Origin of the sequence: uncultured Pseudokineococcus sp., assembly GCF_947499845.1 — a bacterium.
Lineage (GTDB): Bacteria > Actinomycetota > Actinomycetes > Actinomycetales > Quadrisphaeraceae > Pseudokineococcus.
The window spans coordinates 12,086-34,056 of sequence record NZ_CANMPM010000005.1 but is presented as its reverse complement, the minus strand read 5'-3'; the positions used below and the strand labels follow the sequence as shown (position 1 = coordinate 34,056).

General features: G+C 78.0%; 21 protein-coding genes. 9 read left to right on the top strand and 12 right to left on the bottom strand.

Annotated elements, in window-relative coordinates; translation table 11 throughout:
- Positions 1–11 precede the first annotated feature (11 nt).
- Complete coding sequence (locus Q0789_RS06620; RefSeq protein WP_366917669.1) at positions 12–704, bottom strand: L-ribulose-5-phosphate 4-epimerase; 693 nt, start codon at positions 702–704, stop codon at positions 12–14.
- Positions 705–926: 222 nt separating this feature from the next.
- On the opposite strand from Q0789_RS06620, the gene Q0789_RS06615 reads away from it, so the two are divergent.
- Both Q0789_RS06615 and Q0789_RS06610 read left to right on the top strand, forming a co-directional pair.
- Positions 927–1,172, top strand: a complete 246-nt coding sequence (locus tag Q0789_RS06615; RefSeq protein ID WP_298803380.1) for a hypothetical protein — start codon at positions 927–929, stop codon at positions 1,170–1,172.
- A 135-nt stretch (positions 1,173–1,307) separates the two neighbouring features.
- Complete coding sequence (locus Q0789_RS06610; RefSeq protein ID WP_298803376.1) at positions 1,308–2,564, top strand: GAF domain-containing protein; 1,257 nt, start codon at positions 1,308–1,310, stop codon at positions 2,562–2,564.
- A gap of 107 nt (positions 2,565–2,671) precedes the next feature.
- On the opposite strand, the gene Q0789_RS06605 is transcribed toward Q0789_RS06610, so the two are convergent.
- Positions 2,672–4,069 (bottom strand): GntP family permease, encoded by a 1,398-nt coding sequence (locus tag Q0789_RS06605; protein ID WP_363326099.1) that lies wholly within the window; start codon positions 4,067–4,069, stop codon positions 2,672–2,674.
- Positions 4,070–4,306: 237 nt separating this feature from the next.
- On the opposite strand from Q0789_RS06605, the gene Q0789_RS06600 reads away from it, so the two are divergent.
- A complete protein-coding gene (locus Q0789_RS06600) occupies positions 4,307–4,825 on the top strand; it encodes a hypothetical protein (protein ID WP_298803372.1) in 519 nt (172 codons plus the stop codon).
- A gap of 75 nt (positions 4,826–4,900) precedes the next feature.
- Here the strand turns inward: Q0789_RS06600 and Q0789_RS06595 are convergent, their stop codons facing one another.
- The 9 genes from Q0789_RS06595 to Q0789_RS06555 form a co-directional block, all read right to left on the bottom strand.
- Positions 4,901–5,098, bottom strand: a complete 198-nt coding sequence (locus Q0789_RS06595) for a hypothetical protein (RefSeq protein ID WP_298803370.1) — start codon at positions 5,096–5,098, stop codon at positions 4,901–4,903.
- A 50-nt stretch (positions 5,099–5,148) separates the two neighbouring features.
- Positions 5,149–5,673 carry a DUF2382 domain-containing protein gene (locus tag Q0789_RS06590; protein ID WP_298803748.1) on the bottom strand — a complete coding sequence of 175 codons (525 nt, stop codon included), beginning with the start codon at positions 5,671–5,673 and terminating at the stop codon, positions 5,149–5,151.
- Positions 5,670–6,647, bottom strand: coding sequence for a PRC and DUF2382 domain-containing protein (locus tag Q0789_RS06585; protein ID WP_298803368.1), 978 nt, complete (start codon positions 6,645–6,647; stop codon positions 5,670–5,672). The genes Q0789_RS06590 and Q0789_RS06585 overlap by 4 nt, the downstream gene beginning before the upstream one ends.
- 216 nt (positions 6,648–6,863) lie before the next feature.
- Positions 6,864–7,553, bottom strand: a complete 690-nt coding sequence (locus Q0789_RS06580) for an NTP transferase domain-containing protein (protein WP_298803367.1) — start codon at positions 7,551–7,553, stop codon at positions 6,864–6,866.
- 152 nt (positions 7,554–7,705) lie between these two features.
- Positions 7,706–8,605, bottom strand: coding sequence for an anti-sigma factor (locus Q0789_RS06575; protein WP_298803366.1), 900 nt, complete (start codon positions 8,603–8,605; stop codon positions 7,706–7,708).
- Positions 8,595–9,512: a sigma-70 family RNA polymerase sigma factor gene (locus tag Q0789_RS06570; RefSeq protein WP_298803364.1), complete on the bottom strand. Its 918-nt coding sequence runs from the start codon at positions 9,510–9,512 to the stop codon at positions 8,595–8,597. Before Q0789_RS06570 ends, Q0789_RS06575 begins: the two co-directional genes overlap by 11 nt.
- A 114-nt stretch (positions 9,513–9,626) precedes the next feature.
- Entirely contained in the window at positions 9,627–10,418 is a 792-nt protein-coding gene (locus Q0789_RS06565; RefSeq protein ID WP_298803362.1) for a class F sortase, read from the bottom strand.
- A 215-nt stretch (positions 10,419–10,633) separates the two neighbouring features.
- The gene (locus tag Q0789_RS06560) at positions 10,634–11,488 is read right to left on the bottom strand and encodes a DUF4397 domain-containing protein (RefSeq protein WP_298803360.1); all 855 of its coding nucleotides are present in this window, start codon (positions 11,486–11,488) and stop codon (positions 10,634–10,636) included.
- Between the two features lie 228 nt (positions 11,489–11,716).
- Complete coding sequence (locus tag Q0789_RS06555) at positions 11,717–13,552, bottom strand: HNH endonuclease signature motif containing protein (RefSeq protein WP_298803358.1); 1,836 nt, start codon at positions 13,550–13,552, stop codon at positions 11,717–11,719.
- 132 nt (positions 13,553–13,684) lie between these two features.
- On the opposite strand from Q0789_RS06555, the gene Q0789_RS06550 reads away from it, so the two are divergent.
- The 5 genes from Q0789_RS06550 to Q0789_RS06530 all read left to right on the top strand — a co-directional run bounded on the left by Q0789_RS06550 (position 13,685) and on the right by Q0789_RS06530 (position 19,154).
- Positions 13,685–14,644 carry an aldo/keto reductase gene (locus Q0789_RS06550; RefSeq protein WP_298803356.1) on the top strand — a complete coding sequence of 320 codons (960 nt, stop codon included), beginning with the start codon at positions 13,685–13,687 and terminating at the stop codon, positions 14,642–14,644.
- A gap of 158 nt (positions 14,645–14,802) precedes the next feature.
- On the top strand, positions 14,803–15,948 hold the full coding sequence (locus tag Q0789_RS06545; protein WP_298803354.1) for an LLM class flavin-dependent oxidoreductase: 1,146 nt from the start codon (positions 14,803–14,805) through the stop codon (positions 15,946–15,948).
- The gene (locus tag Q0789_RS06540; RefSeq protein WP_298803352.1) at positions 15,948–16,568 is read left to right on the top strand and encodes a CE1759 family FMN reductase; all 621 of its coding nucleotides are present in this window, start codon (positions 15,948–15,950) and stop codon (positions 16,566–16,568) included. Before Q0789_RS06545 ends, Q0789_RS06540 begins: the two co-directional genes overlap by 1 nt.
- A gap of 5 nt (positions 16,569–16,573) precedes the next feature.
- Entirely contained in the window at positions 16,574–17,737 is a 1,164-nt protein-coding gene (locus tag Q0789_RS06535; protein ID WP_298803350.1) for an NAD(P)/FAD-dependent oxidoreductase, read from the top strand.
- 187 nt (positions 17,738–17,924) lie between these two features.
- A complete protein-coding gene (locus Q0789_RS06530) occupies positions 17,925–19,154 on the top strand; it encodes an MFS transporter (protein WP_298803348.1) in 1,230 nt (409 codons plus the stop codon).
- Between the two features lie 27 nt (positions 19,155–19,181).
- On the opposite strand, the gene Q0789_RS06525 is transcribed toward Q0789_RS06530, so the two are convergent.
- Positions 19,182–20,156, bottom strand: a complete 975-nt coding sequence (locus tag Q0789_RS06525) for an acetylxylan esterase (RefSeq protein WP_298803345.1) — start codon at positions 20,154–20,156, stop codon at positions 19,182–19,184.
- 176 nt (positions 20,157–20,332) lie between these two features.
- On the opposite strand from Q0789_RS06525, the gene Q0789_RS06520 reads away from it, so the two are divergent.
- Positions 20,333–21,955 carry an amidase family protein gene (locus Q0789_RS06520; protein ID WP_298803343.1) on the top strand — a complete coding sequence of 541 codons (1,623 nt, stop codon included), beginning with the start codon at positions 20,333–20,335 and terminating at the stop codon, positions 21,953–21,955.
- The last annotated feature ends 16 nt before the right edge of the window (positions 21,956–21,971 follow it).

The following is a 21,971-nucleotide window of genomic DNA, read 5'->3' as shown; positions in this document are numbered from 1 at the left end:
GGTGCGCGGCGCTACGCCGTCGGCGAGGGCCGCTGCCCGTAGACGTTCTGGTAGCGGTCGTAGAGGCTGTCGATCGCGTCCTGCGGGATGGGGACGCACTCGCCGAGCGCGCGCGCCATGTGGACCGAGCGGGCGACGTCCTCGCACATGACGGCGGCCTTGACCGCGCTCCTCGCGTCCTTCCCGATGGTGAAGGTGCCGTGGTTCTGCATGATCACGGCCTTCGACCGGTGGCCCGTGAGCGTCTCGACGACGCCGCGGCCGATGTCCTCCCCGCCGATGAGCGCGAAAGGCCCGAGCGGGATGGGGCCGCCGAACTCGTCGGCCATGGCCGTGAGCACGCAGGGGATCTCCTCGGCCCGCGCCGCCCACGCGCACGCGTACGTCGAGTGCGTGTGCACCTGGCCCGCCACCTCGGGCATGTGGCGGTAGACGTAGGCGTGCGACTCCGTGTCCGACGACGGCGACTGCGACGGGTCGACGGCCTCGCCGTCGAGCGTGCACAGCACCATCGACGCCGGGGTGAGGTCCTCGTAGAGCACCCCCGAGGGCTTGATGAGGAAGAGGTCGGCCCCGGGCACGCGCGCCGACACGTTGCCTCCGGTCCAGACGACGAGGCCATAGCGGACGAGCTGGGCGTGCAGGTCCACGAGCTCGCCCCGCAGCCGGTCGACGTGCCCGAGCACCTCGGGCTCGAGCTGCAGGTGGGCGCTCACGGGTCGCTCCTCTCGTCGCGGTCGCACCGGCGGCGGGCGGTCGGGACCGCGACGGGCCGCGGCGCACGTCGACCCGGATGTTAGCGCTCACAGCATCGGTGGGGTCAAGGCCGTGGCGCTGCAGCGGCGTGCTCTTGCCCCGCGGGCGCCGTGCACCCACAGTGGTGGCACGACGGGCCGACGGCGCCCGACGAGGGCGGGGAGGGTGCCGTGTACCTGCAGCAGCGCGAGCACCGGGGCCGGGCGCTGGCCCCGGTCACCTCCTGCGCCGTCGCCATGGTCCTGGCCTCCGTCGCGTCGCTCGTCCTGGCGGGGACCGGCGGCCCCACCGTCGCCGTGCAGGTCCTCGCCGGCCTGGCGGTCGCCGCGCTCGTGGGCGTCCGCCTCACCGCCGGGCGGGCGCGCGCGTGGTGGGCGCGGCCCGTGCCCGGGGCCCGCCGCGGCGTCGCCCCGTGACGCGGTGACGCTCCGCCCGCACGTGAAGACCTGCAGCGCGCCCACCCCCCACCGTCGGACGGCGGGCTGCGACCGGCCCGCATCGCCGCGTAGTCTCCTCGGCCGGGGACGACGGCAGCGACACGGGGAGTGACGATGAGCGCGCACGCGGGCGCCCGCGAGCGCCCCGAGGTCCGTCGACTGCTGGACGCCGCGCGCATCGCCGTCGACATGGACGCCTCGCTGGTGACCCTCCACGAGGGGCTCGACGAGGTCGCGGTGGCCACGAGCAGCCGCTCGGCGCTGCTGCGCGGGGCTGTCGGTCGGCGCACACCGCTGGCGAACACGATCTGCGGCCAGGTGGCCGCCGGCCGCCTCCCGCGGTGGATTCCCGACGCCGGCGCCGACCCGCTCGCCTCCGTCCTCCCCGTCACCCGTGCCCACGACATCGGCAGCTACGTCGGCACGCCGCTCCACGACGACGACGGCCACGTCGCCGGGATGCTCTGCTGCCTCAGCCGCGCCCCGGACGACCGCATCGGCCCGGACGCGCCCGCCGTCCTCGAGAGCCTCGCGTCGGCGCTGTCGGTCGCGCTCGGCCTCGCGCGCCGGCCCGCGGCCGCCTCCGAGACCTCGGCGCCGACCGCAGGCGCCTCCCGCGGTGCACCGCTGTCGTCCCTCGAGCACCACCGCGCCGTGCGGTCCCTCGCGCGCGGGGAGGACGTCGACGTCCTCTTCGAGCCGGTCGTCGACCTGGCCACCGACCGTCCTCGCGCCTTCGCGGCGGCGTTCCACGCAGCCGCCTGCCACGGCGCGGCCGTCGGGGACGTCGTCGGCGCCCACGGCCTCGCCGAGGACGTCGAGCTGGCCTGCCTGCGCCGAGCCCTGGGGCACCAGGGCCGGCAGCCGCCCGGGACGGCGCTGGCGGTCGCGGTGTCCCGGGGCCTCCTCGAGCGCCCCGGGGTGCTGGACCTCCTGCTCGACCACGCGGCCTCGGGGCTCTGGGTGGCCGTCGGGCACGGCGCTGCGGACGACGGCGCGACGTACGAGCGGGCGCGCCGGCTGCGGGCGGCCGGCGCCGTCCTCGCCGTGGACGGGGCCGGGACGCCGTCGTCCGGGCTCGTCGACGCGCTCCGGCTCGGCCCGCCGCTCGTCAGCGTCTGCGCCGGGACGCTCGACGGCGCCCCGCCCCCCGACGGCGCCCCGCCCCCCGACGGAGCACAGGGCGACGGGGGCGCGCACGTGCGGCCCGAGCTCGTGCGGGCGCTGCTCGCCGTCACCCGGAGCGTCGGCGCGCGGCTGGTGGTCCGCGACGTCACCACCGCCGGCCAGCTCGACGCGCTGCGCGCCCTCGGCGTGCCGCTGGTGCGCGGCTCGGCCGTCGGCGCCTCGGCGCCCCTGCCCGCGGCCTGACGCCCCGGGCCCCTCGGCCGCCACCGGGTGGCGACGACCCCGGGGGACGACGACCTCCCGGTGACGCCGCCCCTCAGGTGACGACGACGCTCAGGTGACGACGACCCTCAGGTGACGACGACGTAGAGCACGAGCACGAGCCCGAAGGCCAGGAAGCCGACGGCGGTCGCCTGCACCGTCCACGTCCGCAGGGTCGTGGCCGTGTCGAGCCCCAGGAAGCGGCCGACGAGCCAGAAGCCCGAGTCGTTGACGTGGGAGAACGTGATGGCCCCGGCGACGGTCGCGACGACGACGCAGGCGAGGGCCACGCCCGTGAGGGACCCGTCGGCCTCGACGGCCGGCGCGAGCAGCCCGGCGGCGGTGGTGCCGGCGACGGTGGCCGACCCCTGGGCCACCCGCAGGGCCACCGCGATGACGAAGCCCGCGACGATGACGGGCAGCCCGACGGCGTCGAGGCTGTCGGCCAGCGCGCCGCCGATGCCCGTGGCGGTGAGCACCCCGCCGAACATCCCGCCCGCCCCCGTGATGAGGATGATCGACGCGACGGGCGCGAAGGCGCCGTCGACGAGGTCCTCGAGCCGCGCGCCCACCGCGCCGCGGTGGGGGACGACGACGAGCAGCACCATGGCGAGCACCGTCGTGAGCAGCAGGGCGATCGGCGTCGCGCCCACCGTCGTCAGCACCTCGACGAGGAACGAGTCGCCGTCCAGCGCCCCGGCCTCGGCGAGCGTCGACGCGCCGGTGTTGGCGAAGATCAGCACGAGGGGCAGGAGCAGCACGAGCAGGACGACGCCGAAGGACGGGCGCGGCAGGTCGCCGTCCGGGTCGGCCGAGCCGAGCAGGTCGGGCACGCCGAAGGACCGGGTGCGCCGCGCCAGGACGAGACCGAGCCGGTGGCCCGCGACGTACCAGGTGGGCAGGCCGACGAGCAGGGCCACGGCCACGACGAGCCCGACGTCGGCGCCCAGCAGCCCCGAGGCGGCCACGGGGCCGGGGTGCGGCGGCACGAGGGCGTGCATCGTGAGGAAGGCGCCCGCGGCGGGCAGCGCGTAGAGCAGGAGCGAGCCGCCGAGGCGTCGCGCCACCGAGTAGATGATCGGCAGCATGACGATGAAGGCCGCGTCGAGGAAGATCGGGAAGCCGTAGAGCAGCGAGGCGACCGACAGGGCCAGCGGCGCCCGGCGCTCCCCGAAGCGGTCGAGCAGGGTGTCGGCGAGGACCTTGGCGCCGCCGGACACCTCGACGAGCCGGCCGAGGACGGCGCCGAAGCCGATGAGCAGCGCGACCTGGCCGAGGGTCCCGCCGAGCGCCGTCTGGAGCGTCTCGACGAGGTCGCCCACGGGCACCCCCGCGACCAGGGCCGTCAGGGCGCTGACGATCGTCAGCGCGAAGAAGGCGTGCAGGCGCACCTTGATGATGAGCACGAGCAGGACGGCGATCGCGACGGCGGCGACGGCGAGGAGGAAGCCGGGCGAGCCCGCGGGCTCGGGGGTCGCCGTCGCCAGGATCGCGGCGGGGTGCGCTGACGTCGTCGTCACGGGGGCTCCGGGGCTGGAGGGAGGCGCTGCCGGCGGCCGTCGGCTCGGCGTCGGCGTCGTGCGCTCGCTCCCGGCACCGTAGGGGCGGCGCGGGCGGCACGGGCCCGGGCGACCGGGTCGATCCGTGACGGGGTGCGAGACCCCGCGCGGGAGGGCCGCTCGTCCCGGACGGCGGACGGCGCCCGCCGCTCCTACGCTCGTGACGTGGTCCTGTGGCTCACGGGTGCGCCGGGGCTCGCCGAGGAGGTCGCCGACCAGCTCTGGGCGGTGCTGCCCGGCGCCCGCGTGGTCGACCCGGGGCCGCTCGACGCCGTGGGGGACGCCGGCGCGGGCGCGCTGGCGGTGCTCGAGGCGTCACCGGGGTGGCGGGGCCTGCTCGCCACGGCCTCCGCCGAGCTCGCCGCCTGGCGCAGCGAGCGGCTCGTCGTCGCGCGACCGGTGCTGGACCAGCGGCTGTGGGGCGTCGTCGAGGCGGGCCTCCTGCGCGCCGGCCTCGACGGTGTGCTCGTGGAGCTGGACGCCGACGACGAGGAGGTCCGGACGCGCGTGCGCGCGGCCCGCGTCGCCGTCGGCCCGCGGCTGCGCGAGCTCGAGCGCCACGCCCGGGCCCGGGCCTGGCTCCACCTGCGCGCCGACGTCGTCGTCCGCACGACGGGGCTCAGCGCCCTGCAGGTCGCGCGGGCGGTCGCGGGACGGCTGGGGATGGACATGGGCGTCCGCTGACGCGGTGGGCCCCATGACGCGCGGAGGGCCCGGCGCGTCGCGCCGGGCCCCCTCCCCGCCGTCGCGGGGCTGCGGTCACAGGCCGAGCTTGCTCCCGAGACCGCCGCCGGAGCCTCCGAGGAGCTCCTTCGGGTCCACGCCGAACTTCTGGAGCAGCCCGGCGTCGCGGTCGGTGTCGACCTGGTCGGGCAGCTCGGAGTCCGCCTGGCCCGCCTTGTCACCGCCCACCTTGCTCTTGATGAAGTCGATCACCTGCTGCTTGGGGATCTGCACGTCGTCCTCCTCGTCGCGCCGGTCGGCGCTGGTCGGTGGTGCTGGTCTGGTCAGTGGTGCTGGTCGGTCGTGCTCGTGCCGGCGGGGGCCCCTCGGGCCCCGTCGACGTCGACGACCTCGCGGTCGAGGTCGACGACGACGCGCTCGACGCCCTCGACGCGGCGCACGGCCACGGTCACCCGCTCGGCGGCCCTCGTCTCGACGCCCACGACGGGGACCTCCTCGGAGAGCACGAGGACGACCCGCTCGTCGCCCGCCGGTGCGGCGCCGCGCTCGGCGCCCTCACCGGCAGCGGCGCCCGCGTCGTCGACCCGGGTGGCCAGCCGCTCGCCCTCCTCGGGCGGCACCGGCGCGCTCGTGACGACGAGCTCCTCGCGCCGGACCTCGACGTCGACCTCCACGCGCACGGTCTCCGTCCTGATGCGCTTGGCCACCCGCACCCGCTCGACGGGCACGCGGAGCCGCCGGGCGACCGCCCGCTCCTCCGAGAGGACCACCTCGGCCGCACCGGCGGCCGAGCGGTCGCCGGTGCCGGAGGAGCGGGGACGCCCCTCGCCCTCGCCCGTGGCGGTCAGCGGCGGTCGGCGTCGCCGGTGCCCCGGCCCGCCGTGCCGCCGTCGGTGGCGTCGCCGTCGACCTCGATCTCCTCGCGGCGCCGGTCGGCGCTCACGGTCTCGGTGTCGGCGACCGTCTCGGTGCCGAGGCGCACGCGCTCGACGGGGACGGTCTCCTTGTCGACGACCGCGCGCTCCTCGTGGAGGGTGACCTCGTGCTCCTCCTCCGTGAGGTCGCCGCCCGAGACGGCGTCGCCGCGGTTGGCGTCCGTGATCGGCTCGCGCTCGACGACCGCCTCCTCGCGGCTCACGGCCACGTCCTCGCTCACGCGGTCGCTCACCACGTGCTTGCGGAGGCGGGCGCGGCCGCTCTCGCGCTGCTGGGTGCCGAAGGACACGCGCTCCTCCGAGCGCGTCATCGCGTCGTCGGTGTCGGGGCCGCTCGTGTCGTGCCCGGCCCCGCTGGCGCGCTGACCGGTCGCGGATCCCCCGGTGGTGCGGGCGTCGTCACGGCCGTCGGCGTGGCCGGGGGCGCCGCTGCCGGCCGTCCCCGTGGTCGAGGCGTCGGCGTCGGTCCCGCTGCGCGCGGCGGTGCCGCCGCCCCCGGCGCCGGGGGACCCGGTGCCGACGGTGCTGGTGCCGGCCGTGCCGGCGTCGCGCGTGCCCGCGTCGTCGCCGCCGCGGCGGAGGCCGTAGTAGCGGTAGAGCTCGTCCTCCTCCTCCGGCGTCAGCTCGCTGTCGGTGTCCATGCGCGGGGCGTCCTTGACCTGGTCCTTGCTGTAGGACACCCGCACCTCGTCGCCGGAGAGCTCGGCCGCGTCGAGCGGCACGAAGGACTCCGAGCTGCCGAAGAGACCGGTCTTGACGGTGACCCAGCTGGGCTGCTGGGTGTCGTCGTCGAGGTAGACGGTGCCGACCTTGCCGACCTTGCCGTCGGTGGTGGACACGACGGTGGCGTCGTAGAGGTCGGAGAGCTGGTTCTCGCTGATGGCCATGCGATGGGTTCCTTCGCCTTGGTGGCGGCGCCGTGCGCCGCGCGGTCCGCCGGCGGGCCCCGGTGCTGGAGCCAGCAGCGCCCCCAGCGGGAGCGCAGCGGTCGCCCCGTCAGGGGCGGAGGGAGGGCGTCAGCCCTCGTCCCCCCGAGCATGGCCCTGATCTCGCGCGGCGCATCCCGGAGCGAGGAACGCTGCGACCGGCGTCCTCGCGGCGGCTCAGAGGGCGTTCGCGCGCTCGAGGTCGTCGGCGAAGTCCACCTCGACGACCCCGAACTCGGAGATGTCGACCGCCCGCACGCGCATGCCCTCGAGGGCGATCGCGTCCTCGATGCCCTTCTCGAAGTAGTCCTGGTCGCCCGCGGCCGCGAGGTGGCGCACGAGGACCTCGCGGTCCTCCGCGCTCACGTAGTTGATGCCCACGGCCTCGCCGAGCCCGCCCACGACCTGCTTGGACAGCGCGCTGATGTGCCCGCTCTCGTCGAGCAGGTACTTGACCTCCTCGTCGGCGACGCGCTCGGTGTTGACCGCGACGAAGGAACCGCGGGCCATGTGCGGGACGAGGGCGTCGAGCAGCCCGGGCTGGAAGACGACGTCGCCGTTCAGCCACAGCACCCCGCCCGGGGCCGCCATGCGCAGCGCCCGCAGCAGGCTCTTGGAGGTGTTCGTGCGCTGGAACTCCTCGTTGAAGACGAAGCTCGCCTCGGACGCGGCCGCCTCGAGCAGCCGCCGCTTCTTGAAGCCCACGACGATGGACACGCGCGCGTCGTCCGCGAAGGCGCCGCTGATGTGGTCCAGCTGCTGCCGCAGGATCGTCCTGCCGTCGCGCAGCACCGTCAGCGGCTTCGGGTGGGGCCGGCCCAGCCGGGTCCCCATGCCCGCCGCCAGGATCACCACGTTCACGCTCATGTCCACCTCCAGGTCGTCGATCGTGCGCCACGCGGGCGCGGGGGCGCCGCGGCGCTCTCCCCCTGCAGTTGTACAGCCCGCCGTCAACGCGGCCGACCGCGAGAGGCCGTACGGGCCCCGGCGGGCCTCGGGAGGGGCGCCGGTGCGGGCGCTCAGGCGCCGGTGGAGAGCGCACCGCGGGCGAGGCTGTCCCCCGAGTGCGTCGGCTCCCCGTCGAGGGCCTCGCGCGAGACGTCCACCTGGACCTCCTGCTCCGCCGGCAGGGCGCCCGGGGGCACGGTGAAGACGCCGTGGCCGTCGACGAGCGCCCCCAGGGACAGCAGCCCGCCGCTCGGCTCGTCGAGGAGCCAGACCTCCTCGTAGGAGCCCCGGCCCGAGCCCGCGCCCTCGAGGTCGACCTCGAGGACGTCCCCCCGCTCCCCGGCGCGCAGCACGGCCGTCCCGCGGGCCCCCGTGGCCCCGAGGGGCTCGAGGTCCGCCCGGGCGACGACGCCGCCCTCCTCCGCCCTCCCGGCCGCGGCGGTGACGGCGGCGCCCGCCCCGGCGCCCAGGACGACGCCGACGACCGCGGCCAGGGCGAGGGCCCGACGCGAGCGCCCGGTGACCGGCCCGCGGGCCCGCGGAGCGGGCACCGGGGCTCCCGCCGTCGCGACCGGCGCGCTCGGCGGGCGGCCGCCGCCTGCGGTGGCGCCCCCGCCGCCCGGTGCGCCCTCCGAGGACCGGGCGAGGCCCACCTCGGCGAGCACGCCGTCGAGCACCCGCTGGGGCGGGCGCAGCTCGAGGTGCTGCGGCGGGCGGCGACCGGCCGCGACGACCCGGCGACGGGCGGCCAGCTCCCTCGAGCAGACGGGGCAGCCCTCCACGTGCGCGCGCAGGTCGTCGACGTCCTCGGAGCTCCCACCCGCCGGCACGTCCGCCGCGCCGCCGGGGGTGCCTCGTCCCGTGGCCGAGCCCGTCGAGGGGCCCGTCGTCGAGCCGGGGTCGGCGTCGTCGTGCTCCCCGGGGTGCGCCTCGAGCGCGAGCGCCCAGAGGGCGTCGTCGTCAGCGTGCATCGCGACCCTCCTCCATCTGCTCGCGCATGCGGCGCAGCGCGCGCCGGATGTGGCTCTTGACCGTGCCGAGGGGCATTCGGAGCTGCTCGGCGATCTGGACGTGCGTGAGGTCGGCGAAGAACGCCAGCCGGACGATGCTCCGCGCGGGCTCGCCGAGCGAGGCCACGTGCTCGGCGACGACGACCCGGTCGACGAGGTCCTGCACGTGCTCGTCGGGCCCGCCCGGCCCCTGCTCGCGCGGCGCCACGCCGGCGCTGCGCTCGACGACGCGGCGGCGCCGCTCGCGGGCCGCGTGCGCGTCCGCCAGCTTGTGCCGCGTGATGCCCGTGAGCCAGGCCCCCAGGGGCCCGTCGGCGGGGCGGTACCTCTCGCGCCCCTGCCACGCGGCCACGAAGACCTGCTGCGTGACGTCCTCCGCCTCGGCGGCGTCCTGCAGCGCGCGGGCGGCGAGGCCGTGCACGAGGGGCGACCACCGCTCGAAGGCGCCGCGCAGGCCGTCCTCGGACCCGGCCGCGAAGGCCGCGGCGAGCTCCGCGTCGCGGGCAGCCTGGTCGTCGAGGGCCGTGCCGGAGGGCTCCGCGTCGAGGGCGCCGGCGTCTCCGGGCGGGGCCTGCCGGGCCCGGGTGCCCTCGGGCCTCGTGTCCTCGGGCCGTGCGTCGGGAGGCCGGACGTCGGGAGGTCGGGCGTCGGGGGGCCGGGCGTCAGGGGGCGGGAGGTCCGGCCACCACTCGCCCGGGGACGGCCCGGGTGGCGAGCCGGAGCTCGGCTCCCTCCCGGGCGGGGGGAGGTCGCTCCCCTCGGGGGCGGCCCCGCGGGCGGAGGTCGCCGGGAGCGGACCGTGGTCGGACGTGGCGCGCGGGAGGGCGCCGGGGAGCCCGCCCACGCCGTCCCCCCGCTCAGCCGCCACGGCAGGGACCGTAGCCAGCGCGAGCGGCCGGGGGCACCCCGGGAGCGGGTCGGGCACCGCGCCGACGGCGGCTCCCGGGGCGTCGGGAGCGGACCGCCGGCGCACGGGCCGGCCTCAGAGGAGCTCGGCGACGACGACGACGTTGTCCCGGTGGGCGCCGACGTCGCGCAGGTAGGGGCCGCCGCAGGTGACGAGCACGAGCCGCTCGGGCCCGTCCTCGTCGAACAGCGCGGCGACCGGGAGGGCCGTCTTCTCGACGGCCTCCCGCGTGGTCACGCGGTAGGGCACGACGGTGCCGTCGGCCCGCACGACCTCGACGACGTCGTCCAGCCCCAGCTCGGTCAGGCCGGCGAGCACGCCGCGCTCGCCGTCGGCCGCGGCGACGTGACCGGCCACGACGGCGCTGCCCGCCCCGGAACCGGGGGCGGCGCCCCAGCGGTACCAGGCGGTCCGGCTCACGTCGTCGGGCAGGGCCATCGCGCCGTCCTCGTCGACGCCGAGGGCGTCGACCGGGGCGACGACGTCCAGCGCGGGGATGCGCACCTCGACCGGCGCGGCGGCCGCCGGCGCCCGGCGGGCGGCCACGGCGGCGGGGCTGGCGTCGCGGGCGACGTCCGTCCAGCGCGTGGGCACGGCGGGCGCCGCGTCGCCAGGCGGGTCCGGCGCAGCGCCCCGCTCCCGCTGCGGACCGGGTGTCGCCCCTCCGGTCGTCCCGGTCGTCCCGGTTGTCCCGACGGTGGGCCGGGGTGCCGACGAGGGCAGGCCCTCGCCGACGGCCGCGGGCGGGCGCGTGAGCGCCCAGGCCAGCGGCGTCCCGACGGCGACGGCGAGGCAGGCGGCGAGCACCGCGGCCAGGCGCCGCGGGGTCGCCGCACGGCGGTCGTCGCCTCCGGTGCTGCGTGCCACGGCTCCTCCGCCCTCGTCCGTCCGTCCGGTCGCGCTCGCGCGACCCCGTTCGTGGTGGTGCTCGTGGTGGTGCTCCCGGGCGCTACCGGGGACGGCGCCCGACGTCGCGCGCGGGGGCGCGACGTCGGGCGCCGGTGACGGTCACCGGGCACCGGTCGTCGGGGTCGGTCCTCGGGCGACCGGCCCCCGGGTCCGACCTCTCGGGTACCTCCGGCTCAGGCGCCCTGGTCGGCGCGACGACGACGCACCATCGTCACCGACACGAGCACGGCGCCGCCGGCGGCCAGCGCCGTCAGGGCCGCGAGGCCGGCCGGGAAGCCGGTGGAGGCGTCACCCAGCCCGCTGGGCACGCCCGAGGGGTCGGAGCCCAGGTCGTCGATCGTCTGCACCGCGAGGGCCAGGTTGCCGGCCTCGGCCGAGCCCCAGGCGTAGACGATCGTCGAGGCGCCCTCGGCGACGGTCAGGTCGGTCGGGCCGATGGCCGTGGTGTCCGTCCCGGCGAGGTTCACCGCGGCGCTCACGGTGCCCGCCGCCGTCGTCAGCGACTCGCCGTCCGGGTTGGTGAGCCCGCCGATGATCACGGCGTCGTCCGCCAGCACGTCGACGGCCGGCGCGGCCGCCGTGTGGCGCACCGTCACGCGGCCCTCGCCCGCGGGCACGGCCGACGTGTCGTTGACGAAGGGCGTGAGCGTCGGGTCGCCGCTCTCGGTGAGGTGGGCCGCCACGGTGACGTTCGCTCCCGCGGGCACCTCGACGCCGTCAGCGCTGATCACCGGGTCCACGCCCTCGACGCTCTCGGTGTCGGCCGGGTAGACCGCGAGGTCGTAGGAGCCGGCGGGCAGCTGCTGCGGGTCCGTGACGGTGCCGGGCTCGAAGTCGTCGAGGAGGCGCTCGCCGTTCGCGTAGACGTCGACGGGGGTGTCCGGGACGCCGTGGAACACCGTCACCGTGGCGGTGTCGCCGCTGCTCGACGCCGCGGCCGGAAGACCGCCCAGGGCGACGAGGGCGCCGGCGGCGGTGACGGCGAGGGCGCGGGCGCGGCTGCGGACGCGGGACGTGGTGGTGGCCATGGGTGTCGCTCCTGTCGGTCGGTGCCCGGCGGGAGCCGCCGGGAGGTCTGACGGGCACTGGCACCCCGTCTTCCGGCCGACCTCGCCCGCCGGATGCACAACCTCTGCACAATCTGTGGATCACCCCTGGCGCGACTGCGTCGTCGCTGCGGCCGGACCGCCGACGCCGCGGCCGGGAGGCGGACGCATCCCCTCCGACGCTTCGGGCGAGAGAGCCCGCGAGCCGGGCTACGGGTCTGCCCCCGGCCGCGGGGGCGCGTCCTGCGCCGCGTCGGTGTGGAGGTCGACGTGTCCCGCCTCACCGGTGGTCCCGTCGGCGACCCGATCCGTCGGCGGGTGGTCGCCGTGGGCGGTCGAGCGGGCGACAGCGCGGGACTCGTCGGTCACAGCAGCGACGTCGACGTGCCCACCGACCTCGACGTCAAGGCCGGGCACGACGGGCCCACCGGCCTCGACAGCGGCTTCGGGCTCGGCAGCAGCCTGATCATCGGGACGGCCGGGGTCGTCCGGGTCGTCGAGGCGGCCGGAGTCGTCCGGGCCGTCGGGGTCGTCGGGGCCGTCGGGGTGGTGGAGCTCGTCGGCGAGGTCTTCCAGGCGTGCCCGCCACGGTGGTGGGGCGGTGGCCGGTGGGGGGTCGCCGGCGCGGGTGATGACGGGGCGGCCGTCGACGCCGTGGGCGACCAGGGCACCGGTGTGGATCCGGCGGTGGTCGTGCCCGCACACCAGAGCCAAGTTGGACAGGTCGCTGGGTCCGCCGTCGGCCCAGTGCACGACGTGGTGGGCCTGGGTCCTGCTCACGGGGGCGTCGCAGCCGGGGGCGATGCACCCGCGGTCGCGGATCGCGAGGGCGCGGCGCTGGGCGGGTGTGACGGTGTAGGCGGCCCGGCCCACGTCCAACGGCTCCGACCGCGACCCCAGGACCGCGGGCACGACCTCGGCGTCGCACGCCAGCCGCCGAACCGCCCCCGCCGACAACGGGGCGTCGTCAGCCAGCAGACCAGCGCCCCGCACGGCCCCGGTGAGCGCGGGCAGGTCCATCGTCACCACGACCCGGGCCCGGGCCCCACCCTCGGAGGGGACCCCGGTGGGGCTGCCCGGCGGGGCCGACAGGGCCCTGTCGGCCAGCGCGACGAGGGCGTCGGCGCGCCGCTGCGCCGCCGAGCGCAGGTCCGGGCCCTGCTCCCCGGACGGCTCCGGGGCAGCGAGGGCCTCGATCGCTGTCATGAGGGCCGCGCCGGCCTCGGGGGCCAGGCGGCCCCTCAGGTGCCAGGTCCCGGTCAGGTCGGGCGAGCAGTACAGCTCCCGGCGCCGGTGCGCCCGCTCCTCCCGCCGCCCCAGCAGGTCACCGCCCTCGACCAGGGCGTCCTCGCCGGCCTCGGACAGCTCGGCGCGGGCCAGCAACCCCGCCGCGTGATGCCGCAACGTGGTCAACGACACCTCGGGGGCGTGCTCGAGCAGCACCCGCTCCACCGCCGCCCGACCCACCGGCCCGTAGTGCTCGGGCAGGTCCAGCACCGTCCCCGCGACCACGTCCGCGGCCTCCGCGCTGAGGCGTCCCTGGGCGAGCGCTGCGGCGGTCGCCGCGCCCTCGCCCAGCCCGGCCCCGCGCCCACCGGTGCGGGCGACCCGCTGCGCGGGCAGGCCCGACCCCGTGACGAACGCCACCGTCGCCTGACGCCGCGCCGCCGTCGCCGGGTGCACACCCAGCACCGCCGCCAGCTCACCGCGCCCGTCCCCCGCCCGCGAGCGCGCGAGGACGGCCCGCTCACCCGGCGTCAGACCGCCTGGCACCAGCGCCTCCCCCCGGGCGGCGACCTCCCCCAGCACCAGCACCTGCGCGGCCTGCGCGACGCGCACCAAGGCCTCGAGCTCGGACAGCACCGCCCGCAGGTCCGAGGTGACCACCGACCACAGCCCCAGACCCGCCACCGCGGAACGCCCTGCGTCGAGAGCGGACCGCAACGCCGCGAGCGCCTCCGCCCCACCCGGGGAGACGCCGAGCACCGCGTCCGGCACGGCGTCGGGCACCCCTGCGCCCGGCCCCGGCACCGCCTCGTCCTCCACACCCACGACCGTAGGGGCGACCACCGACAACGGATCGAACACGTGTTCGACACGACGGGTGCCCGCGGCGGCCTCGACCACCGACGCCCGTCGGACAGGCGCCCCGCACCCCGCCCGCCTAGCGTCGAGCGCATGCGGATGAGGAACCTCGGCAGCAGCGGCCTGCGCGTCTCGGCGGTCGGCCTGGGCTGCAACAACTTCGGCGGCCGGCTCGACCAGGAGGCGACGACGGCGGTCGTCGACGCCTGCTTCGACCACGGCGTCACCTTCTTCGACACCGCGGACGTCTACGGCGGGCAGGGGGCCTCCGAGGAGGCGCTCGGCCGGGCCATCGAGGGCCGTCGCGACGACGTCGTCCTCGCCACCAAGTTCGGCCTCGACATGGGCGGCCTCTACGGCGACGACTTCGGCGCCCGCGGCTCACGGCGGTACCTGCGCCGCGCCGTCGAGGGATCGCTGCGCCGGCTGCGGACCGACCACGTCGACCTCCTGCAGTACCACCGCCCCGACGGCGTCACGCCGCTCGAGGAGACGCTGACGGCGATGGGCGAGCTGGTCACCGAGGGCAAGGTCCGCTACCTCGGCACCTCGAACCTGCCCGCGTGGCAGGTCACCGACGCGTCGTGGACGGCCCGCACCGCGCACCTCACCCCCTTCGTGTCCGAGCAGTCCGAGTACTCGCTGCTGCGCCGCGGCGCCGAGGCCGAGCTGCTGCCCGCCTGCGCCGCGCACGGCGTCGGCTTCCTCCCCTACTTCCCCCTGGCGTCGGGGCTGCTCACCGGCAAGTACCGCCGCGGCGAGCAGGCCCCCGACGGGACGCGCCTGGCCGGTGACATGGGCCCGAGCTGGCTCACGGACGAGGCGTTCGACGTCGCCGAGGCCGTCGCCTCCTTCGCGGAGCAGCGCGACCGGTCGATGCTCGACGTGGCCTTCGCGGGCCTGCTGGCCCGACCCGAGGTGTCGTCCGTCATCGCGGGGGCGACGAGGCCCGAGCAGGTCGCCGCCAACGCCGCCGCCGGCGACTGGGAGATGTCGGACGCGGACGCCGAGGACCTGCGCTCGGCCCTCGACGCGGCGACCGCCGCCCGCTGACCGCCCGCCGCCTCCCTTCCCGGTGGCCGCGGGCCCCGCTGCGCCGGCTCCCGGACGGCGCAGCGGGGAACACCGACCCGATCGCCGTCGTTGTGCGCTCCGACAGTTGAACGTTGGAACATCACGGCGGCCGAGGGGCCGGCGCGCAGGAGGCGGTCATGCAGTTCGGGGTCTTCACGGTCGGCGACGTCACGCCCGACCCGACGACGGGGCGCACGCCCACCGAGCACGAGCGGATCCGGGCGATGGTGGCCATCGCCCGCAAGGCCGAGGAGGTCGGGCTCGACGTCTTCGCCACCGGCGAGCACCACAACGAGCCCTTCGTCCCCAGCTCGCCGACGACGATGCTCGGCTACGTCGCCGCGCAGACCGAGCGGCTGCTGCTCTCGACCGCCGTGACGCTCATCACGACGAACGACCCGGTGAAGATCGCCGAGGACTACGCGATGCTCCAGCACCTCTCGGGCGGGCGGGTCGACCTCACCATGGGCCGCGGCAACACCGGCCCCGTGTACCCCTGGTTCGGCAAGGACATCCGCGACGGCATCCCGCTGGCCATCGAGAACTACGCGCTGCTCCGCCGGCTGTGGACCGAGGACGTCGTCGACTGGGAGGGCCGCTTCCGCACCCCCCTGCAGTCCTTCACCTCGACCCCGCGCCCGCTCGACGGCGTCCCGCCCTTCGTGTGGCACGGCTCGATCCGCAGCCCCGAGATCGCCGAGCAGGCGGCGTACTACGGCGACGGGTTCTTCGCGAACCACATCTTCTGGCCGAAGGAGCACTTCATCCGGCTCGTCGACTTCTACCGGCGCCGCTACGAGCACTACGGCCACGGCTCCGCCGACCAGGCGGTCGTCGGGCTCGGGGGCCAGGTCTTCCTGCACAAGAACAGCCAGGAGGCCGTCCGCCGGTTCCGCCCCTACTTCGACGAGGCCCCGGTCTACGGGCACGGGCCGTCGCTGGAGGAGTTCACCGAGCACACGCCGCTCACCGTCGGCAGCCCGCAGGAGGTCATCGACAAGACGCTGACCTTCCGCGAGCACTTCGGCGACTACCAGCGCCAGCTGTTCCTCATCGACCACGCGGGCCTGCCCCTCGACGTCGTGCTCGAGCAGATGGAGCTCCTGGGGTCGGAGGTCGTGCCCGTGCTCCGGCGCGAGATGGACGCGATGCGCCCGGCCCACGTGCCCGACGCCCCGACGCACGCCTCCCGCGTGGCGGCCCGGGACGCCACGGCGCGCGGAGGTGACCGGGAGACCGGTCTCGGCGCGCCGACGCCCGCGACGGCTGCGACGGTGGCCTGATGGAGCGCCGGTCCCTCGTCGTCCTCTCCGCCGGTCTCGGGCAGCCGTCCTCGACCCGGCTGCTCGCCGACCGCCTGGCCGCCGAGGCCGTCGACGCCCTGGCGGGTCGCGGCCTCGAGGCCGGGACCACCGTGGTCGAGGTCCGCGACCTCGCCCGCGACCTGGCCGACCACCTCGTCGCCAACGCCACGAGCCCCGCGCTGCGGACGGCGCTCGACGCCGTCGCCGGCGCCGACGCGGTCGTCGCGGTGACGCCGGTCTTCGCGGCGTCCTACAGCGGGCTCTTCAAGACCTTCGTCGACGCGCTCGACCGGGACGCGCTCACCGGCGTCCCGGTCGTCGTCGGCGCGACGGCGGGCACCCAGCGGCACTCGCTCGTGCTCGAGCACGCGATGCGCCCGCTCTTCGCGCACCTGCGCGCCCTCGTGCTGCCGACGGCGGTCTTCGCGGCGCCGGAGGACTGGGGCGGCGAGGCCGGCCGGTCCGGCGACGCCCTCTCCGCCCGCGTCTCCCGGGCGGCCGGCGAGCTCGCCGAGGTCGTCGCGGGGCGCCCCGCGCGCCGGCCGCACGACCCCTTCGAGGACGCGCCCTCCTTCGCGGACCTGCTCTCCGGCCGCTGACGCCGGTGGAGGTGCTCGTCGCGGGCGCGGGCCCGGCCGGCCTGGCGACGGCGGCCGGGCTCGCGGCCGCCGGCCACGCCGTCCGCGTGCTGGAACGCGCCCCCGGCCTGCGCCGGGGCGGCGGCGCCGTGACGCTCACGAGCGGCGGCACCGCCGCGCTGCGCGCGCTCGGCGTCGACGTCGCGGACCTCGGCCGCCACCTCGAGGGGCTCGACAGCCGCACCGACGACGGGCGACCCCTCCTGCGCGTCCCGCTCGGCGACCTGGGCCGGCGGTGGGGGACGCCGACGACGAGCGTCCTGCGCCGCACCCTGCTCGACCGGCTCGCCGCCCGGCTGCCGGACGGCGCGCTGGTCACCGGCGCCGCCGTGGAGGAGGTCGAGCCGCACCGGCGCCGCCCGGTCGTGCACCGGGCCGACGGGACGAGCGCCGCGGCGGACGTCGTCGTCGGCGCCGACGGCGAGCGCTCACCCGTCCGCCGCTGCCTGCGGCCCGGCGCGGTGCCCGCCCGCACGGGCTGGACGACGTGGCAGGGCTGCTCGCGCGTCGACCACCCGCTCGCCGACGGCGACCGCGTCCTCTTCATGACCGGACCGGCCGGCTTCTGCGACCTCCAGCCCGCCGGCGACGGGCTGCTGCAGTGGTCCTTCAGCACCCCGCCCGGCGCCCTGCCGGCGTCGACGCCCGCAGGCGCGGCGGCCGCCGCGCTCCGCGAGCGCTTCGGCGGCTGGGCCGACCCCGTGCCCGACGTCCTCGCCGCGGTGCTCGGCCGCCCCGACGACGCGGCGGAGGGCGGCCCCACGGGCTGGGACCACCGCACCGCTCCCGTGCCCGCCGTGTGGGGCGCGGGCGCCGTCACGCTCGTCGGCGACGCCGCCCACGTCATGCCCCCGAGCCTCGGCCAGGGGGTCAACCAGGCGCTCGAGGACGCCCACGCGCTCAGCGCCGCCCTGCGCGGTGCGAGCGCGCGGGACGTCGCCGCCCTCCTGCGCGGCTACGAGGCGCGCCGCGCCCGCCAGGTCCGGCCCGTGGCCCTGCTGGCCGGCAGCGAGCAGGCCATCACCCACCGCGCGCTGAGCCGCGGCGTCATGCGGTCCCTCCCGGAGGCGTGGGCGCTCGGTCTCTGGGCGGGGATGGTCCGGCGCAGCAGCGCCGCGCTCAGCGGCTGAGCGGCTGAGCGGCCCCGGCGGTCGCAGCCGGGGCGTCCCGCGGGTGGGACGAGCAGATCGACGCCATGCTCCGCGGCATGGTGCCGGCGACGACCCGCCCGTCCCCGAGGGCGACGGACCGCACCGCACGGACCCGTCCCGGGGCGCGGTACGCCGGACCCCTGTCCTGCGCGCGGCGGCGCGTCCCGTGAGCGGTCGGCGCCGACGGGCCGAGCAGCTCTCGCGCTCCCCCACCGCGCGCGTCGCGACGTCGGGCGCCGCCGTCGTCGGCGTCGCCTTCGGCATGGCCCGGTACGTCTACGGGCTGACGCTGCCGGACGTCCGCACCGCCTTCGGGCTGGGGGAGGCGGTGCTCGGGCTGGTCGCGAGCGCCACCTTCGCGGGCTACCTCGTCGGCCTCCTCGCGGCGCCGCGGCTCGCCGCCCGGCGCGGGCCGCGGGCCCCGACCACCGTCGGCGGCGCCTGCGCCGTGCTCGGCTGCCTCGCGGTCACCCTCGCGCCCTCGCCCGGCGTCCTCGCCGCCGGCGCGGTGGTGGCGGGCAGCGCCGCCGGCTTCGTGTGGGCGCCCTACTCCGACGTCGTCGCCCGCGTCGTCCAGCCGCGCCACCGGCCCACCGCCCTCGCGCTCATCACGACGGGGACGAGCGCCGGGCTGCTCGCCCTCGCCGGGCTCGCCGTCGTCACGGGCGCCGCCGCCTGGCGGACCACGTGGGCGGGCGTCGCCGTCGCCGCGGCGGTCGCGGCCGCGGTCAACCTGCGCGGGGTGCCGCGGCTCCCCCCGCTCGGCGGGCCGATCCCCGCCCGGGCCCGCCGGGCTCGGCCGCGACCGTCCGCCCTGCTGCGGGCGGCGCTCCTCGGGCCGGGCGCCGTGCCGCGCCGCCTGCGCCGCCCCCTGGCCTACGCCGTCGCCTACTTCGCGGCGACGACCGTCTGCTTCACCTACGCGGGCGACGTCGCCCGCAACGGGGGCCTGGGCGCGGCCGCGGCGCCCGCCGTCTTCGCGCTCGTCGGGGTCGGGGGCCTCGTCGGGCTCGGGACCGGCGGGATGGCCCGCGTCGCCGGACCGAGGGTCGTCGCCGCGGCGAGCCTCGGCGTCGTCGGCGCCTCCGTGGCCCTGCTGGCGCTCGGCCGCGGCTCGCTCGCCGCCGTGCTCGCCGCCGCGCTCGTCTTCGGGGCGGCGTACATGGTCGGCTCCGCCGTCCTCGCCGTCTGGACGGCGGAGGTCGCCCCCGACCGACCGGCAGAGGCGTTCACCGCAGCGCTCGTGGCGGGCGCCCTCGGCTCGGTCGTCGCCCCCGTCGCCGTGGGCGCCGCGGTGCCCGTGCTCACGCTGCCGGTCGTGCTCCTCGTCGTCGCCGTCCTCGCCGTCGCCGGTGCGGTCCTCGTGGGCCGCCGCCCCCGCGGCGCCGCCGTCTAGACCCGACCCCGCCGCGGACCGGCGGCGTCAGTCCTCCAGGTGCCGGCGCAGGAAGGCGAGGGTGGCCAGGTCCTCCGCCGTCCCGCCGCCCTCGTGGCCGTTGAAGGGGTAGACGGCCATCTCCTTCGGCCCGCCGTAGGCGTGGAAGGCGCCGAAGACGGTCGACGGCGGCACCACCGCGTCCATGAGGGCGGCCGAGAAGCGCGCCGGCGCCCGGCCGCGCCGCGCCATGACGACGCCGTCGACGTGGGCGAGGACGCCCATGACGACGTCGACCTGCTCGCGGTGGGTCGCGAGGTAGCGCGTGACCTCGTGGAACGGGTCCGCGTCGGTGATGGCGAGGGCCCTCGGGACGTCGCACAGGAAGGGCACCTCGACGGCCAGCGCCGCGACGTCCGGCACGAGCGCCGCGGCGGCGATCGCCGTACCACCGCCCTGGCTCGTGCCGGCGACGGCCACGCGCTCGGGGTCGAGCCCGTCGAGCGTGCGCACGGCGTCCACGGCGCGCGCCGCGTCGGTGAACAGCCGCCGGTAGTAGTAGGTCTCGGGCGAGGTGATGCCGCGCGTCATGACGCCCGGCACCTGCGGCCCGTTGGTGCCCGTGTCGGGCGTGTCGCCGCGGCTCCAGCCGGAGCCCTGCCCGCGGGTGTCCATCTGCAGGTGCGCGAAGCCGGCGCTCGCCCACAGGAGCGACTCCTCGGCCGCACCCCGGCCGCCGCCGTAGCCGACGTACTCGACGAGCACCGGCAGCGGTCCCTCGCCCCGCAGGGCGGGGGCGGGGCGGCGCAGCCAGGCGCGGACGGGCTCGCCGGCGAAGCCGGGGAAGGTGACGTCGTGCACCTCGAGCGTGCGCAGGGGCGTCTCGACGGGTCGGACGGCCACCTCCCCGCCCGCGGCGCGCGCCTCCGCCAGGGTCCGGGCCCAGAACGCGTCCACGCCGTCCGGGTCCTCGACGGCGCTGCGGTACTCCCACAGCTCGGGCTCGCTCATGTCGGTGCGCATGGCCGCATCCTGGCCGGGCCGGAGCCGCTGGTGCGGGAGGTGGCAGCCCCTCGTCGTGCTCTTCCGCGACGAGGGGCTGCCACCTCGTGGGGCGGCGGACGAGCAGGGCACTCCCGACGAGCGCCCCTTCCCGACGAGCGCCCGGCGCGGCACCATCGGCGCAGGGAGGTGCCGGCGTGGACGACGGGCGGGCGGTGTCGGGCGCGGGAGCGCGCTCGGGAGGCCTGCCGCGCGACCTGCTCGCCGCCGCGGCGCGCCTGGAGCGGGCCCTCGCCGACGGCGACGAGCGCGCGGCCGGTGACGCCGTCGAGCCCGGCGGCCTCGCCGTCCGCGACGGCGCGGTGCTCGTGGCCGGGGAGGGGCCGGCGGGCGGGGAGCCCCGTGGCGAGCGGTGGCCGCGCCGGGTGCACGTGCGGGCGCTGGCCGACGGCGTCGTCGCGGTCACGACGGAGGCGGAGCGCCGCGACGGCGGCGCCGTCCTCGGCACGCGCGTCTGGCGGCGCGGGGCGGGCGGCACCTGGTGCGTCGCCCTGGCGCACGCCTCGGCGGCCCCTCCGCCCCCGCCGCCGGAGCCCCTGCTCGACGAGGCCGTGTGGAGCGTGGCGCCGCCCACGACGGGCGCCCTGCTCGGCGGGGCCCTCGAGGGGCCGCTGGCGTGGGTGCGCGTCGCGGTGCAGGACGTCGTCGCCGTCGCCGGGCACCGCGTCGGCGCCGGGGTCCCCGCCTGGCTGGCGCAGGCGCCGCTCGAGCGGACCTGCGCCCCCGCGCTGCAGCGCCTCCTCGACGCGGGCGCCGACGTCGTCGGCGTCGCGCAGACGGGCGAGCTCGGCGCCGCCCGCGACGGCCGCAACCCGCACTACGGCGCTCCCGCCAACCCCGCTGCCCCGGGACGCACGACCGGCGGGGCGGGCGGCGGCGTCGCGGCCGCCGTCGCGTCGGGGTCCGCGGACGTCGCCCTGGGCTCCGACGCCGGCGGGTCGCTGCGCGTGCCGGGGGCCTGGTGCGGGCTGCACGTCTTCCGCCCCACGCACGGGACGGTGCCCGTCGAGGGCGTGCTGCCGGTGAGCCCCTCGAGCGACGCCGTGGGCCTCCTGGCCCGCGACGGGCGCCTCCTGCACGCGGCGGCGCGCGCCCTCCTCGGGAGACCGGCGGGGGCTCCTGACGGGTCCGAGGGCGAGCCGACCGCGCTGCTCCGCAGCGACGAGCTGACCGGCCTCGCCGAGCCGGCCACCGCCGCCGCCGTGGACGCCGCGCTCCTCGCGCTCGCCGTCACGACCGGCCTGCCGGTCGAGGAGGTGCCCGCCTCCGCGCTCGACGCCGGCGATCTGGCGCGCTGGGAACGGGCCGCCGGGGTCGTGGCGGACGCCGAGCTCTGGCACGGCCACGGGCGCTTCCTCCTCGACCACCCGGGCGCGCTGGGTCCGGAGGTCGAGCGGCGCCTGCGCGCGGGCGCCGAGGTCGGACCCGACGAGCTGGCGCGCGCCCGCGCCGACCTCGACACGACACGGGTGCGCCTGCGCGCGCTCCTGGGGGGCGGACGGCTCCTCGCGCTGCCCACCACGAGCGGGCCCGCGCCGTCCGCGCGGCACGACGGGGACGACGGGGACGACGGGGCCGGCACGGCGAGCGACGGCCTGCACCGGCTCCCCGACCTCGCCGGGCTCCCGGCGCTCGTCCTGCCGTGGGGGCGCACCGCGGGCCTGCCGGTCGGGCTGTCGGTCGTCGCCGGACCCCGGTCCGACGACCTGCTGCTGCAGGTGCTCGAGCGCACCGGGCCGGCGCGCGAGCTGCCCGCCTAGCCGTCCGCCGGCGCCC